Origin of the sequence: Pseudomonas sp. 13B_2.1_Bac1 (assembly GCF_025466155.1) — a bacterium.
Classification (GTDB): Bacteria; Pseudomonadota; Gammaproteobacteria; order Pseudomonadales; family Pseudomonadaceae; genus Aquipseudomonas; species Aquipseudomonas aylmerensis.
This window is the reverse complement of the sequence record NZ_JANLOH010000053.1, coordinates 132287-146339: the sequence shown is the minus strand read 5'-3', so window position 1 is coordinate 146339 and position 14053 is coordinate 132287. Positions and strand designations below refer to the sequence as shown.

Below are 14053 nucleotides of genomic sequence, written 5' to 3'. Positions count from 1 at the left end.
CGACTAACGCTGGATCTCTCGATCACGGTCGAGTTGGTAAGGCAGGTCGAGCAGCTGTAAACCGGGGCCTTCCAGGGTGCCAAGATGCACATCGCCACTATCGGCTGCTTCGGCTTGCAGCACGGCCAGAAGTTCAATCACCTGGTCCGCTTTTGCCGCAATCACCACCTCGCCAATGGCGCTGTTGTGGCTGGGGGAAAACAGCGGGGTGCCTGGCTCGGGCATTTGCGCCGCATTGAGGCTCAAGCGGTACAGGCGGCGCTTGAGTTTGCCCAGGTACTGCATGCGCGCGACGATTTCCTGGCCGGTGTAGCAGCCTTTCTTGAAACTGACGCCGCCCACGGCTTGCAGGTTGAGCATCTGCGGGATGAACAGCTCGCGAGTCTGGGGCATGACCTGGCCGATCCCGGCGCGGACCTGGCCCAGCAGCCATTCATTCAAGTCTGCTTGTTTCAATTGCGTGGCCAATTGGCTGCGCACGGCATCGGCATTTTCGGCGGGGACCCAGAGTTCACTGCGGCCGGGCGACACGCGAATGGCGATCAAGTGGTCGGTGCGGGCAACACTGTCGGTGTCGGCCGGCAGTTCCAGACCCAGGCTGGCGAGGACCTGATCGGCTTCGGCCAGGCCGAAACGCACCCAGGCGGCGCTTTCGTCGGTGAGCTTGGATTTGGAGAACACGGCGTATTTCTTCAGGTCCGCCAGTTGCGGCTCCAGCAACTCGGTGGCCATCGCCAGCAGCACGCCGTCACCTTGCAACACAATGCGAAAACTCGATTGCATCCGGCCTTTTTGCGTACAGCGCGCGCCGAGGCTGGCCTGCGTGTCGCTCAGGTAATTGAGGTTGCAGGTCAGTTGGCCCTGCAGGAATTTGGCAGCGTCGGAACCACGGACGGCGAGAACGCCTTCGTGGGACAGGGGGCAGAAGAAAGCAGAGTCAGCCATGGGTCATCGCAGGTCAAAAAGTCATGGGTGCATCATAGAGGGGCGCCCGGCAAATGGATAGTTTCCGTATGGGGCGACCAAAGCCGACTGTTCCGGTGCCGTTCGGCCTGTATACTCGCGCTCTATTTGAGGAGCGCTCCATGGTCGAAGATGTAGAACTCAATCGCCTCTACTGGCACAGCCGTCGCGGCATGCTTGAACTGGACGTGTTGCTGGTGCCATTCGTCAGAGAGGTCTATTCAACCCTTAATGAGGTGGACCGCAATGTCTATGTCCGCCTGCTGGAGTGCGAAGACCAGGACATGTTCGGCTGGTTCATGGAGCGTGCCGAGTCGGAAGACCCGGAGCTGCAGCGCATGGTCCGCATGATTCTGGACCGTGTACAACCCAAGTAATCGTTTTGAATGCCGCTGGCAGGCCTCGCGGCTCTTGCTGGCGGCGTATCTTCTTGTCCAGGCGTTCGCACTGGGTGCCCTGTTGGTGGTGGATCTACCGTTCGCCAGTCTGGGCATGCTGGTGTGCCTGGCTCACGCCGCCTGGGTTTTACCGCGCCATATTCTGTTGACTCACCGTTCGTCGATTCGTGGCCTGCGCCGTGACGAAGACGGCTGGCAGTTATTCAGCGACGAGCTGGGCTGGCACAGTGTGCAATTGCGTCCCGACAGCCTGGCGTTGCCGCTGATCGTGGTGCTGCGCTATCGGCTGAAGGGCCAATGGCGCGTGCGTTCACTCTGCGTGCCGAGGGATTCGCAGGCCGCCGATATACACCGGCACCTGCGGGTTCGCCTGAAGTTCAGCCGGCGTAGGTGGTTGGCACCAGAATAGTGTCGCGCGCCTCGGGCAGCATCTGCGGGTAGTCGAGGGTGTAATGCAGGCCCCGGCTTTCCTTGCGCTCCATGGCCGAGCGGATCATCAGCTCCGCCACCTGGGCCAGGTTGCGCAATTCGATCAGGTCACGGCTGACCTTATAGTTGCTGTAGAACTCATCAATCTCATCCAGCAGCAACCGCACCCGGTGCTGAGCGCGTGCCAGGCGTTTGTTGGTGCGCACGATCCCTACGTAGTCCCACATGAAGCGCCGCAGCTCGTCCCAGTTGTGGGCAATGATCACGTCTTCGTCCGAATCGGTGACCTGGCTGGCATCCCAGCGGGGCAGGGCGGCCGGCACCGGGATACGCGGCAGCTGTTCGAGAATGTCCGCCGCCGCCGAGCGCGCGTAGACGAAGCATTCGAGCAGCGAGTTGCTGGCCATGCGGTTGGCGCCGTGCAGGCCGGTGAAGCTGGTTTCGCCAATCGCATACAGGCCGGGCACGTCCGTACGGCCTTGCTGGTCGACCATCACGCCGCCGCAGGTGTAGTGCGCGGCGGGTACCACCGGGATCGGGCCTTTGGTGATGTCGATATTGAAGGCCAGGCAGCGCTCGTAGACGGTCGGGAAGTGCGTCTTGATGAAGGCTTCTGGCTTGTGGCTGATGTCCAGGTAGACGCAGTCGATGCCCAGGCGCTTCATCTCGTGGTCGATGGCGCGGGCGACGATATCGCGCGGGGCCAACTCGGCGCGCGGGTCGAAGCGCTGCATGAAACGTTCGCCGTTCGGCAGTTTCAAGTGTGCACCTTCGCCACGCAGGGCCTCGGTGATCAGGAAACTCTTGGCCTGCGGGTGATACAGGCAGGTGGGGTGGAACTGGTTGAATTCCAGGTTGGCCACCCGGCAACCCGAACGCCAGGCCATGGCGATGCCGTCGCCACAGGCGCCGTCGGGGTTGCTGGTATAGAGGTAGACCTTGGCTGCACCGCCGGACGCCAGGATCGTGAAGCGCGCACCATAGGTGTCGACTTCGCCGCTGGCGCGGTTGAGCACGTAGGCGCCGAGGCAGCGTTCGCCCGCCAGGCCCAGGCGCTTTTCGGTGATCAGGTCGACGGCGACGCGTTGCTCCAGCAATTCGATGTTGGGGCGTTGGCGTGCCTGTTCGAGCAAGGTCTTGAAGATGGCCGCGCCGGTTGCATCGGCGGCGTGGATGATGCGGCGATGGCTGTGGCCGCCTTCACGGGTCAAGTGGAATTCGAAGCCGCCGTCGTCAGTGCCCGCGTGCTCGTCACGGGTGAAGGGCACGCCTTGGTCGATCAACCACTGGATCGCCTCGCGGCTGTGCTCGACGGTGAAGCGCACTGCGTCTTCGTTGCACAGGCCGCCGCCGGCGTTGAGGGTGTCTTCGACGTGGGACTGCACCGTATCGGTGTCGTCCAGCACGGCGGCGACACCGCCCTGGGCCCAGAAAGTCGAACCGTTGGCCAGGTCGCCTTTGCTCAGTACGGCAATTCGCAGGTGGCGGGGGAGGGTCAGCGCAAGGCTCAAGCCGGCCGCGCCGCTACCGATCACCAGCACATCGTGTTGAAACTGTTGGCTCATTTGAAGGATTCCGCAAAAAGCGATCCACAGGGTTGGCGCAAACAGGACGCCCGGATCGGCGAATCAAAGGGTCACACGGGCCACTAGTATATAGAGGGGGGGAGCGGCACAATAGCCGGGCATTCGTGGCAATGTGAGATTACGGTGCGCGGCTCGGGTTAAAATCGCCTGGTTATTGAGATGGGAACTTTTTGCATAAGCCCCGACTCAATAGCAGGTTGCCCGAAAGCTGGGAAAACGTTGAGTTTATTGGCCCGTCGGGAGCATTGGACGCGTCAGAAAACCGACGACAAGATTATTCGCGCAGTCGGCATTGCCCGTGCTGCGTTTTTCGTGTGTGCCAAATCAGTGCATGCCGGAAACTTGCTTGGAGGGGGAGAACTTTTGCGAAAAGTCCGAGTCTATGTTTGCAAGCCTGATCGTTTAGTTATGCAAGCCTCCTTCAAGTACAACGAGGAGTGTTCATGCTAACCCAGGAAGAGGATCAGCAGCTGGTCGAGCGCGTTCAACGCGGCGACAAGCGAGCTTTTGATCTGCTAGTGCTGAAATACCAGCACAAAATTCTCGGGTTGATCGTGCGGTTTGTGCACGACACCCATGAAGCGCAGGACGTTGCACAGGAAGCCTTTATCAAGGCGTACCGTGCACTTGGCAATTTTCGCGGTGATAGTGCGTTTTACACGTGGCTATACCGCATCGCCATCAACACGGCGAAGAACTATCTGGTGTCTCGCGGGCGCCGCCCACCGGATAGTGATGTAAGTTCAGAAGATGCAGAATTTTACGATGGTGACCACGGCCTCAAAGATCTCGAGTCGCCGGAGCGTGCATTGCTGCGCGACGAGATCGAAGGAACCGTTCATCGCACAATTCAGCAGCTGCCAGAAGATTTGCGTACGGCGTTAACTTTACGTGAATTCGATGGTCTGAGTTACGAAGACATTGCGAGCGTCATGCAGTGTCCGGTGGGGACTGTAAGGTCACGGATTTTCCGGGCCCGGGAAGCCATCGATAAAGCCTTGCAACCGTTGTTGCAGGAAAACTAAAGACAGCGGCGACAGCCAAGAGAGGAACCGCCATGAGTCGTGATGCCCTGCAGGAATCGCTGTCCGCAGTGATGGATAACGAAGCGGATGAACTGGAACTTCGTCGAGTGCTCAATGCATTTGATGATGCCGAAACCCGTGATACCTGGTCTCGTTACCAAGTCGCTCGGGCGGTGATGCACAAGGATCTTCTAATCCCTCGTCTGGATATTGCTGCGGCCGTTTCTGCCGCGCTGGCTGATGAAGCCGTTCCGGCAAAAGCTGCTCGTGGTCCTTGGCGTAGCCTGGGTCGCCTGGCAGTTGCTGCTTCGGTGACTGTTGCCGTGTTGGCCGGTGTTCGCCTGTACAACCAGGACGAAATCGCCGGTGCCGAACTGGCCCAGCAGACTCAGCAACCGGTCATGGCCGGTCCGCAAGTCAAAGGCCCAGCGGTATTGGCCGGCTACAAGGAAAGCTCTGACACCACCGGCCCTATGGCCAACGGTGTGTTGCAAGGGCAATCCGGCTGGCAGGACCAGCGTCTTCCAGGCTACCTGCGCCAACACGCACAGGAATCGGCCTTGAAAGGCACTGAAAGCGCTCTGCCATACGCACGTGCTGCAAGCCTGGAAAACCGCTAAACCGTCAAGGAGCCCTATGCGCGCCATACCGCTCCTTACGCTTTTGCTCAGTGGTTGGTTTGCACTCCCCGCCCATGCCGATGAAGCCCAAGACTGGCTGACTCGACTTGGGCGTGCAGAGCAGCAGCAAAGCTTTAAAGGTACGTTTGTCTACGAACGAAACGGCAGTTTTTCCACCCATGACATCTGGCATCGCGTCCAGGATGGTCAGGTCCGTGAGCGGCTCTTGCAGCTCGATGGCTCTGCCCAGGAAGTCGTGCGGCTGGACGGCCGTACTCAATGTGTCAGCGGCACTCTGGTCGCAGGCCTTGGCAATTCGCGTGATGCACCTTCACGCGCGCTGGATCCGCAAAAACTCAATCAATTCTATGAACTGGCCGTCATCGGCAAATCGCGCGTGGCCGGTCGGAATGCGGTAATCGTTTCGATAACGCCGCGTGATCAGTATCGTTATGGCTTTGAGCTGCACCTGGACCGTGAAACCGCGTTGCCGCTCAAGTCCTTGCTGCTCAATGATCAGGGCCAATTGCTGGAGCGTTTCCAGTTCACGCGCTTGGATACTTCCCTGCCCGATGATCACGACCTGCAGCCCGGCAGTGACTGCACGCCGGTCAGCGTCGCCAAGACTCAGGCACCGCAAGCCCCGTCTGTCGAGGCGTGGCACCTGGAGTGGTTGCCGCCGGGGTTTCAGCTGAGCAACAGCAGTGTCCGCAAAGACACGCAAACCAAGGCAACCGTCGAAAGCCTGATGTATGAAGATGGCCTGGCGCGGTTCTCAGTGTTTCTTGAGCCCATCAGCGATGTAAGCGTCACGGAAACCCGCACCCAGTTGGGCCCGACGGTGGCCGTGTCCCGTCGCCTGAATACGGTAGACGGCGAAATGATGGTGACGGTTGTCGGCGAGATTCCTATCGGTACGGCCGAACGTATCGCGCTGTCAGTGCGCGGTGAAAAAAAGCCAGGCACCCAGCCGTGAGCCGTTAATCCTATGTTCATCCTGACCTTTCACTGTGTATCCACGCCAGGTTGGCTGCCGAGAGCATGAAATGTCCGGATCAGCATTTTCACTTGCAAAAATCTCTCATGTTTTTTATAGGTCAGGGCTTGTCGGCTCTGGCCTTGTTTTGTTCGCGGAACAAAGATGTCGGTCGCAGTTTTCGGCGTTTCTTGAACCCTGTCGCTCAACCCTGCTCGTCGTAACGGGAGCTGTATGTCGATACCACGTTTGAAGTCTTACCTATCCATAGTCGCCACGGTGTTGGTGCTGGGTCAGGCCTTGCCTGCGCAAGCGGCCGAGTTGCCTGACTTTACCCAATTGGTTGAGCAAGCCTCGCCTGCCGTGGTGAACATCAGTACCACGCAGAAGCTGCCGGATCGCAAAGTCTCCAACCAGCAGATGCCGGACCTCGAAGGCCTGCCGCCGATGCTGCGCGAGTTCTTCGAGCGCGGCATGCCGCAGCCACGCACGCCCCGTGGCGGCGGTGGCCAACGTGAAGCACAATCCCTGGGGTCGGGCTTCATCATCTCGCCGGACGGCTACATCCTCACCAACAACCACGTGATTGCCGACGCCGACGAGATTCTTGTGCGCCTGGCCGATCGCAGTGAGCTCAAAGCCAAGCTGGTGGGGACTGACCCACGTTCCGATGTAGCGTTGTTGAAGATTGATGGCAAGGACTTGCCTGTGCTGAAGCTGGGTAAATCCCAGGACCTGAAAGCCGGTCAGTGGGTGGTCGCCATCGGTTCGCCGTTCGGTTTTGACCACACCGTGACCCAAGGTATCGTCAGCGCCATTGGTCGCAGCCTGCCCAACGAAAACTACGTGCCGTTCATCCAGACCGACGTGCCGATCAACCCGGGTAACTCCGGTGGGCCGCTGTTCAACCTGGCTGGCGAAGTGGTGGGGATCAACTCGCAGATCTACACCCGTTCCGGTGGCTTCATGGGCGTGTCCTTCGCTATCCCGATCGACGTGGCAATGGATGTTTCCAACCAGCTGAAAAGCGGTGGCAAGGTCAGCCGTGGCTGGTTGGGCGTAGTGATCCAGGAAGTGAACAAGGACCTGGCTGAATCCTTCGGCCTCGACAAGCCGGCCGGTGCCCTGGTCGCACAGATCCAGGACGACGGCCCGGCTGCCAAGGGTGGCTTGCAGGTTGGCGATGTGATCCTGAGCATGAACGGCCAGCCGATCATCATGTCGGCTGACCTTCCACACCTGGTAGGTGCACTCAAGGCCGGCAGCAAGGCCAAGCTGGAAGTGATTCGTGAAGGCAAGCGCCAGACCGTTGAGCTGACCGTTGGCGCCATCCCTGAAGAAGGTGCGACCCTGGATGCCCTGGGCAACACCAAGCCGGGTGCCGAGCGCAGCAGCAACCGCCTGGGTATTGCCGTGGCTGAGCTGACCGATGAGCAGAAGAAATCCTTCGACCTCAAGAGCGGCGTAGTCATCAAGGAAGTGCAGGACGGTCCGGCAGCCTTGATCGGCCTGCAGCCAGGCGACGTGATCACTCACCTGAACAATCAGGCGATTGACTCTACCAAGCAGTTCACCGACATCGCCAAGGCATTGCCGAAGAATCGCTCTGTGTCGATGCGCGTGCTGCGTCAGGGCCGTGCCAGCTTCATTACCTTCAAGCTGGCCGAGTAACCGCCAGCTCAATAAAAAGCCCCGCCTTCGGATGACGAAGGCGGGGCTTTTTTGTGTGCGATGGGCTTAGCTCATCATTCCCTTGACCAGGCGTTCCTGTTCGATCAGCTCACGCTGGCGCGCATCGATGCGTGACGACAGCGGGAAATTGTTGCCGGCGCGTCGCTTGGCAAAGTCCAACTGCTGAATGGCCTGCTGGAAGTCGCCCACCAGGGCAAAATATTCGGCACGCGCCTGGTGCAGGCCGATGATATTGCCGGACAGGCCGCGCGTCTCGGCAACCTGATACCAGACATCCGGATCGTCCGGACGAGACTTGAGCAATGCATCGAGGGCTTTTTCTGCATCGGCGGTGCGGTTCTGCTTGAGCAGCAGATCCACTCTCACCTGATTCAACGGATAGTTGCCCGGATACTGGGTCAACATCTTATCGGTGCGCTGCTGCGCATCCGGCAGGTGGTTGTTGTCGATGTCCAACTGGATCTGGGCCAGGTTGTAGGTGATGTCAGTGGGCGCCTTGGCCAGCAGCTGCGCGAGGTTTTCCCGCGCCTCCTTGAACTGCGAGCCCTTGATCTGGGCAATGGCCAAGCCATAGCGTGCCACGTCGTTTTTAGGGTTCTCATCCAGCTGTGCCTGGAAGCGCTTGGCAGCGAGCCCGGACGTATCTTCGTATTGCAGCTGCACGCGGGCGCGAATCAGTTGATAACGCAGGCTGTCTTCCTTGCCGCCGGGCTTGGCTTGCTCGGCGCGGTTGCGGGTGTCGGCGATCCGCGATTCGGTGACCGGGTGCGTCAGCAGGAATTCAGGCGGCTTGGCATCGAAACGGTACTGGCGCATCAGGCGTTCGAACATGGTCGGCATGGAACGCGGGTCGTAACCGGCTTTTTCCAGGTTGAGGATGCCGATGCGGTCTGCCTCTTGTTCGTTCTGGCGCGAGAAGCGCCGTTGTTCCTGGATCGCAGCGGCCTGGGTACCGGCAATTGCGGCAATCCCCGCATCACCTGCGCCGGCTGCGGCGGCGATGATGCCGCCCAGCAGGGCCGCCATCATCGGGATCTGCATGCGCTGTTGCGCCTCGACGCCACGGGCAAAGTGGCGTTGGGACAAATGCGCCAATTCGTGTGCGAGCACCGAGGCGTATTCGCCCTCGGTCTGGGCATTGAGAAACAGGCCGCCGTTGACCCCGACAATCCCGCCGGGTGCGGCAAAGGCGTTCAATTGCGGGCTGTTGATCAGGATGAACTCCAGGCGCCGGTCATTCACTTGGCTGGTCTCTACCAGCTTGTACACGCTGGTTTCGACATAATCCTTGAGTTGCGGATCATTGAGCTGCGAGACCTGGCCGCGCAGGTAGGCCAACCAGGCGCGCCCCAGTTGGTATTCCTGTTGTGGCGAGACAATGGCAGAACTGGCGTCGCCAAGTGACGGCAGGTCATCGGCGAAGCCCGGGGAGGCCAGCAGGCAAGCCAGCGTCAGCAGGGTAGGGCGCAAAAAAGTCATGCACAGAGCCTTTCGACAAAGAGCTTACTGTAGCCGGACACTGAGCTTCGGACCAGATATTCTAAGCAGCCCGAATGCGTGCCTGGAGTAAAACCATGACCGACGCTGTAGCCTTTGATGCCGAACTCGATGCCAGTGGCCTCAATTGCCCGTTGCCCTTGCTCAAGGCCAAGCTGGAGCTCAATCGATTGGCCAGCGGCGCAGTGCTCAAGGTCATTGCCACCGACGCGGGCTCCCAGCGTGATTTCCGTACCTTTGCCAAGTTGGCGGGCCACACCCTGTTACATGAAGACGACGCCGCCGGTGTGTACCGTTACTGGTTGCGCAAGGCCTGAACCGTTCGCCCCCACCACCCGAGGTTGATTGATGTTCAAAGTGTTACGAGACTGGATCCAGCGCTACTTCTCCGACGAAGAAGCGGTGGTGCTGGCGGTCCTGCTTTTCCTGGCCTTTACGGCCGTGCTGACCTTGGGCGGCATGCTGGCGCCGGTTCTGGCGGGGATGGTGCTGGCTTACCTGATGCAGGGCCTGGTCACCACTCTGGAGCGCCTGCGACTGCCGGGCGGCGCTGCCGTGGGCCTGGTGTTCGCCTTGTTCATGGGCTTGCTCGTGGTGTTTATCGTGGTGGTGTTGCCGTTGCTGTGGCACCAACTGATTACCCTGTTCAACGAACTGCCGGGCATGCTCGCCAAGTGGCAATCACTGTTGCTGCTGCTGCCGGAGCGTTACCCGCACCTGGTCTCGGATGAGCAGGTGTTGCAGGCCATCGAAGCGGCGCGCGGCGAGATCGGAAAATTCGGGCAATGGGCACTGACCTTTTCCCTGTCCAGCCTGCCGTTGCTGGTCAACATCATGATCTACCTGGTACTGGTGCCGATCCTGGTGTTTTTCTTCCTCAAGGACCGCGCGATGATCGGTCGTTGGGTGAGCGGCTACCTGCCGCGCGAGCGGGCGCTGATCACGCGGGTGGCCGAAGAGATGAACCGCCAGATCGCCAATTACATCCGTGGCAAGGTCATCGAGATCATTATCTGTGGCGGCGTGACCTACATCGCCTTTATCGCCCTGGACCTGAACTACGCGGCATTGCTGGCGTTGCTGGTAGGGGTGTCGGTGGTCGTGCCGTACGTCGGTGCGGTGGTGGTGACGGTGCCGGTGATGTTGATCGCCTTGTTCCAGTGGGGCTGGAGCGACCAGTTCATCTACCTGATGGCGGTGTACGGCATTATCCAGACCCTGGATGGCAACGTGCTGGTGCCGTTGCTGTTCTCGGAGGCGGTCAACCTGCACCCGGTGGCGATCATTTGCGCAGTGCTGTTGTTCGGCGGGCTGTGGGGGTTCTGGGGCGTGTTCTTTGCCATTCCCCTGGCGACGCTGTTCAAGGCGGTGCTGGATGCGTGGCCGCGGCAGGAGCCAGTGGTGGCGCCGCTGCTTTAAACGTGGCGGGGGATTGAAGGCGCCATCGCCGGCAAGCCGGCTCCTACAGGGAAATGCGCTACAACTGTAGGAGCCGGCTTGCCGGCGCTGACAATCCAAAGGTCGCAGCAGCAATCAAGCCTTGTTCAAAGCCTGCGCCGCCGCCAATACCGCATCCACATGACCCGGCACTTTCACGCCACGCCATTCCTGGCGCAGCACACCTTCGCTATCGATCAGGAAAGTGCTGCGATCCACGCCCAGGTATTCCTTGCCGTACAGCTTCTTCAGCTTGATCACATCAAACAGTTGGCAAACCGCTTCGTCCTTGTCGCTGATCAGCTCAAAGGGGAATTCCTGCTTGCCCTTGAAGTTCTCGTGAGACTTCACGCTGTCGCGTGACACGCCAAACACCTCGGTGTTGGCGGCCTTGAATGCCGCGTACTGGTCACGGAAACCCTGGCCTTCGGTGGTGCAGCCCGGGGTGCTGTCCTTCGGGTAGAAGTAGATCACCACCTGCTTGCCCTTGAGAGCGGCGAGGCTGAAGGTCTGGCCGCTGGTGGCCTGGGCTTCGAAATCGGCTACGGGTTTGTCGATGACTACCGCCATGAAAAAACTTCCTTACATTGGGTTCTGTGGGCGCCACGGCTCGATCAGTGCGTCGAGGTTCAAGGCATCGGCAAAGTCCAGGAACTGGTCGCGCAACCAGCTGATCTGCACGCCGGCCGGCAAGGTCACGGTGAACGTGGCGTTGAGCATGGTGCCGCCGGTTTGTGGCGCCTGGTAGGTGTCGCAGGTGAGGTTCTCCAGCTCGACGTTGTGGTCGATAAAGAACTGGCACAGCTCATTGACGATGTCCGAGCGGTAGGCCGAGCTCACGTACGCTACATAAGGCAGGGCCTGGGGACGGTTCTCCAGGGCCGCGCTGCGCACCACGTTGACGGTGAAGTCGTGCTTCTTGGCCAGGCCCGGCAGGCCGGTTTCCAGGCGCGCGAGGGCATCCCAGGTGCCGGAAATCTGCAGCACCAGCGCACTGCACTCGCCGTGGCGGGTCAAGCGGGAAGTCACAACGGCGCAGCGGTTTTCATGGCTGGCGCGGCACAGGACGTTGGTCAGCTCCATGGGGTTGGCGCCGAGGGCACTGATAACAAGGAATTGTTCGCGAACTGTGGGGGTGGACATGCAGCCTTCCTAAAACGATGAGCGGTCGATACTGTGAGGGCCGTATCGATCAAAGGATGAAGGGTAGCGAAAAGCGTCGCCAAGGGATAGGAGGTGGCGTTTTCATTGCGTGAACGGCGGAATTTTATCGGGCTTGCGGCCGTACTTTGGCCCAATGATGGCATTGCCCGTCGTTTAGTTGCTCCGGAACGCATCGTCAGGCGGTACTTAGCTTGTACAAGCATCTTGGCGCCAGTACCATTACGGCTCTCTTTTTCCGGCAGGAGCGGTTGCATGATTGCGGGCAGTATGGTGGCACTGGTCACACCCATGGATGCACAAGGTCATCTCGACTGGGACAGCCTGGGCAAACTGGTGGACTTCCACCTGCAAGAAGGCACCAACGCCATCGTGGCGGTCGGCACCACAGGTGAATCGGCCACCCTCGATGTGGAAGAACACATCCAGGTGATCGAATTCGTGGTCAAGCGCGTCGCGGGCCGCATTGCCGTGATCGCCGGTACGGGCGCCAACTCGACGCGTGAAGCGATCGAGTTGACCAGGAACGCCAAGAAGGCCGGCGCCGATGCCTGCCTGCTGGTGACCCCGTACTACAACAAGCCGACCCAGGAAGGCCTGTACCAGCACTTTCGCACCATCGCCGAAGCCGTGGACATCCCGCAGATCCTCTACAACGTACCCGGCCGCACTGCCTGCGACATGAAGGCCGAGACTGTGATCCGTCTGTCCACCGTGCCGAACATCATCGGTATCAAGGAAGCCACCGGCGACCTGCAGCGCGCCAAGGACATCCTCGCCGGCGTAAGCAGCGACTTCCTGGTGTATTCCGGTGACGACGCCACTGCTGTCGAGCTGATCCTGCTGGGCGGCAAGGGCAACATCTCGGTCACCGCCAACGTGGCCCCGCGTGCCATGAGCGAAATGTGCGCCGCCGCCATCGCCGGCGACGCCGTGACCGCCCGCGCGATCCACGAGAAGCTGATGCCGCTCAACAAGACACTGTTTATCGAATCCAACCCTATTCCCGTGAAATGGGCACTGTTCGAGATGGGCCTGATGCCGGACGGTATCCGTCTGCCGCTCACCCGCCTCAGCGACGCCTGTCACGAACCGCTGCGACAGGCCCTGCGCCAGTCCGGCGTCCTGGTTTAATTGAGGAAGCACTACGCATGAAGCGATTGGCCGGACTTTCCGCACTTGCCTTGATTATCTCCAGCACCAGTGGCTGCGGTTGGATCTGGGGCCCGGAAGGCTACTTCCGTGACCGCGGCAGCGATTACCTGGAAGCACAAGCAACCAAACCGATGCAACTGCCGCCGGACGTCAATGTCGCCAAGCGCCTTGACCCGTTGCTGCCGATTCCACGCAACGTGGCCGACGACACCACCAAGGGTGAGTACGTGGTGCCACGTCCGCAGCCGATCTCGGCCGTGGCGGATGCCAGCGACTACAGCCTGCAGAAGAGCGGCGATTCGCGCTGGATCATGGCCCAGCGTCCACCAGCCGAAGTCTGGCCGGTGGCGGTGCAGTTCTTCCAGGACAACGGCTTCCGTATTGAAGAGCAGCGTCCCCAGACCGGTGAATTCACCACGGCATGGCAGCACAGCAGCGAACTCTCCGCCAGCATGGCCAAGCGCCTGCAGGCCGGTGGTGTAGCCGCCGACAGCGAAGCCCGAGTGCGTGTGCGCATCGAGCCTGGCGTGCAGCGCAATACCAGTGAAGTCTACGTCGTCAGCGCCGAGCGTCCTGCCGGCAGCACCGCCAACGTCGATTTCACCAACCGTTCGGTCAACACCGGTGTCGACTCGGCACTGGTCGACGAGATGCTGGCCAGCATGAGCCGCATTTCCGAGAAGGGCGGTTCCGTCTCCCTGCTCGCCGCACGTGATTACGACACCCCGAGCCGCGTCAGCCTCACCGAAGATGGCAGCGGCAACGTGGTGCTGAACCTGGGTGAAGACCTGGACCGTGCCTGGGCCAGCGTTGGCCGTGCCTTGGAGCAGGGTCCATGGCGTGTTGAAGACATCAACCGCAGCCTGGGCCTCTACTACATCAACGTGGCGGAAAAAGCCGAGCGCAAAGATGAAGAGCCAGGTTTCTTCGGCAAATTGTTCGGCAGCAAGCCGACCAAGGAAGAGATCGAGACCCGCGCCGAGCGCTACCAGGTTCGTTTGAGCAAGGTTGGCGAAAGCGTACAAGTCACCGTCGAGAAGAACATCAATACCGTTGCGCCAGCTGAAACAGCGCGCAAAGTGTTGGGCGTGATTCAGGACAACCTGGGCTGATC

Annotated in this window: 15 protein-coding genes; 10 read left to right on the top strand and 5 right to left on the bottom strand. The window is 60.3% G+C overall.

Going from position 1 to position 14053, the window contains the following annotated elements; translation table 11 throughout:
* Window positions 1-3 precede the first annotated feature (3 nt).
* Window positions 4-945: a YgfZ/GcvT domain-containing protein gene (locus NTD80_RS13320; RefSeq protein WP_262133972.1), complete on the bottom strand. Its 942-nt coding sequence runs from the start codon at window positions 943-945 to the stop codon at window positions 4-6.
* A 140-nt stretch (window positions 946-1085) separates the two neighbouring features.
* Here NTD80_RS13320 and NTD80_RS13315 point away from each other — a divergent pair, with 140 nt between their 5' ends.
* Window positions 1086-1340, top strand: a complete 255-nt coding sequence (locus tag NTD80_RS13315; protein ID WP_010563680.1) for a succinate dehydrogenase assembly factor 2 — start codon at window positions 1086-1088, stop codon at window positions 1338-1340.
* Window positions 1324-1770 (top strand): protein YgfX, encoded by a 447-nt coding sequence (locus NTD80_RS13310; RefSeq protein WP_262133971.1) that lies wholly within the window; start codon window positions 1324-1326, stop codon window positions 1768-1770. The genes NTD80_RS13315 and NTD80_RS13310 overlap by 17 nt, the downstream gene beginning before the upstream one ends.
* Here NTD80_RS13310 and nadB read toward each other — a convergent pair.
* Window positions 1739-3355 (bottom strand): L-aspartate oxidase, encoded by a 1617-nt coding sequence (nadB, locus tag NTD80_RS13305; RefSeq protein ID WP_065899405.1) that lies wholly within the window; start codon window positions 3353-3355, stop codon window positions 1739-1741. The genes NTD80_RS13310 and nadB overlap by 32 nt on opposite strands.
* A gap of 464 nt (window positions 3356-3819) precedes the next feature.
* Here nadB and rpoE point away from each other — a divergent pair, with 464 nt between their 5' ends.
* From rpoE to NTD80_RS13285, 4 genes are all read left to right on the top strand, one after another.
* On the top strand, window positions 3820-4401 hold the full coding sequence (rpoE, locus tag NTD80_RS13300; RefSeq protein WP_003172477.1) for an RNA polymerase sigma factor RpoE: 582 nt from the start codon (window positions 3820-3822) through the stop codon (window positions 4399-4401).
* Between the two features lie 32 nt (window positions 4402-4433).
* Window positions 4434-5021, top strand: a complete 588-nt coding sequence (locus NTD80_RS13295) for a sigma-E factor negative regulatory protein (RefSeq protein ID WP_003172479.1) — start codon at window positions 4434-4436, stop codon at window positions 5019-5021.
* Window positions 5022-5037: 16 nt separating this feature from the next.
* On the top strand, window positions 5038-5997 hold the full coding sequence (locus tag NTD80_RS13290; protein WP_262133969.1) for a MucB/RseB C-terminal domain-containing protein: 960 nt from the start codon (window positions 5038-5040) through the stop codon (window positions 5995-5997).
* 234 nt (window positions 5998-6231) lie between these two features.
* Window positions 6232-7668 carry a DegQ family serine endoprotease gene (locus tag NTD80_RS13285; protein WP_065899403.1) on the top strand — a complete coding sequence of 479 codons (1437 nt, stop codon included), beginning with the start codon at window positions 6232-6234 and terminating at the stop codon, window positions 7666-7668.
* A 66-nt stretch (window positions 7669-7734) separates the two neighbouring features.
* Here the strand turns inward: NTD80_RS13285 and NTD80_RS13280 are convergent, their stop codons facing one another.
* A complete protein-coding gene (locus tag NTD80_RS13280; RefSeq protein ID WP_065899402.1) occupies window positions 7735-9168 on the bottom strand; it encodes a M48 family metalloprotease in 1434 nt (477 codons plus the stop codon).
* 95 nt (window positions 9169-9263) lie between these two features.
* Here NTD80_RS13280 and NTD80_RS13275 point away from each other — a divergent pair, with 95 nt between their 5' ends.
* Together NTD80_RS13275 and NTD80_RS13270 are read left to right on the top strand one after the other, a co-directional pair.
* Window positions 9264-9503, top strand: a complete 240-nt coding sequence (locus NTD80_RS13275) for a sulfurtransferase TusA family protein (RefSeq protein WP_028619344.1) — start codon at window positions 9264-9266, stop codon at window positions 9501-9503.
* A 31-nt stretch (window positions 9504-9534) separates the two neighbouring features.
* A complete protein-coding gene (locus NTD80_RS13270) occupies window positions 9535-10605 on the top strand; it encodes an AI-2E family transporter (RefSeq protein ID WP_065899401.1) in 1071 nt (356 codons plus the stop codon).
* A 114-nt stretch (window positions 10606-10719) separates the two neighbouring features.
* Here NTD80_RS13270 and NTD80_RS13265 read toward each other — a convergent pair whose 3' ends face one another.
* Window positions 10720-11193 carry a peroxiredoxin gene (locus tag NTD80_RS13265; RefSeq protein WP_025855402.1) on the bottom strand — a complete coding sequence of 158 codons (474 nt, stop codon included), beginning with the start codon at window positions 11191-11193 and terminating at the stop codon, window positions 10720-10722.
* A gap of 12 nt (window positions 11194-11205) precedes the next feature.
* Window positions 11206-11766 (bottom strand): glycine cleavage system protein R, encoded by a 561-nt coding sequence (locus NTD80_RS13260; protein WP_003172487.1) that lies wholly within the window; start codon window positions 11764-11766, stop codon window positions 11206-11208.
* 273 nt (window positions 11767-12039) lie between these two features.
* Between NTD80_RS13260 and dapA the strand changes: the two genes are divergently transcribed.
* Both dapA and bamC read left to right on the top strand, forming a co-directional pair.
* Entirely contained in the window at window positions 12040-12918 is an 879-nt protein-coding gene (dapA, locus tag NTD80_RS13255) for a 4-hydroxy-tetrahydrodipicolinate synthase (RefSeq protein ID WP_065899400.1), read from the top strand.
* A 17-nt stretch (window positions 12919-12935) separates the two neighbouring features.
* Entirely contained in the window at window positions 12936-14051 is a 1116-nt protein-coding gene (gene bamC, locus NTD80_RS13250; RefSeq protein WP_065899399.1) for an outer membrane protein assembly factor BamC, read from the top strand.
* Window positions 14052-14053: the final 2 nt, after the last annotated feature.

Coding starts and splice junctions, on each gene's coding strand:
- NTD80_RS13320 (WP_262133972.1), bottom strand. CDS start 945: ATGGCTGACTCTGCTTTCTTCTGCCCCCTGTCCCACGAAGGCGTTCTC.
- NTD80_RS13315 (WP_010563680.1), top strand. CDS start 1,086: ATGGTCGAAGATGTAGAACTCAATCGCCTCTACTGGCACAGCCGTCGC.
- nadB (WP_065899405.1), bottom strand. CDS start 3,355: ATGAGCCAACAGTTTCAACACGATGTGCTGGTGATCGGTAGCGGCGCG.
- rpoE (WP_003172477.1), top strand. CDS start 3,820: ATGCTAACCCAGGAAGAGGATCAGCAGCTGGTCGAGCGCGTTCAACGC.
- NTD80_RS13295 (WP_003172479.1), top strand. CDS start 4,434: ATGAGTCGTGATGCCCTGCAGGAATCGCTGTCCGCAGTGATGGATAAC.
- NTD80_RS13290 (WP_262133969.1), top strand. CDS start 5,038: ATGCGCGCCATACCGCTCCTTACGCTTTTGCTCAGTGGTTGGTTTGCA.
- NTD80_RS13285 (WP_065899403.1), top strand. CDS start 6,232: ATGTCGATACCACGTTTGAAGTCTTACCTATCCATAGTCGCCACGGTG.
- NTD80_RS13280 (WP_065899402.1), bottom strand. CDS start 9,168: ATGACTTTTTTGCGCCCTACCCTGCTGACGCTGGCTTGCCTGCTGGCC.
- NTD80_RS13275 (WP_028619344.1), top strand. CDS start 9,264: ATGACCGACGCTGTAGCCTTTGATGCCGAACTCGATGCCAGTGGCCTC.
- NTD80_RS13270 (WP_065899401.1), top strand. CDS start 9,535: ATGTTCAAAGTGTTACGAGACTGGATCCAGCGCTACTTCTCCGACGAA.
- NTD80_RS13265 (WP_025855402.1), bottom strand. CDS start 11,193: ATGGCGGTAGTCATCGACAAACCCGTAGCCGATTTCGAAGCCCAGGCC.
- NTD80_RS13260 (WP_003172487.1), bottom strand. CDS start 11,766: ATGTCCACCCCCACAGTTCGCGAACAATTCCTTGTTATCAGTGCCCTC.
- dapA (WP_065899400.1), top strand. CDS start 12,040: ATGATTGCGGGCAGTATGGTGGCACTGGTCACACCCATGGATGCACAA.
- bamC (WP_065899399.1), top strand. CDS start 12,936: ATGAAGCGATTGGCCGGACTTTCCGCACTTGCCTTGATTATCTCCAGC.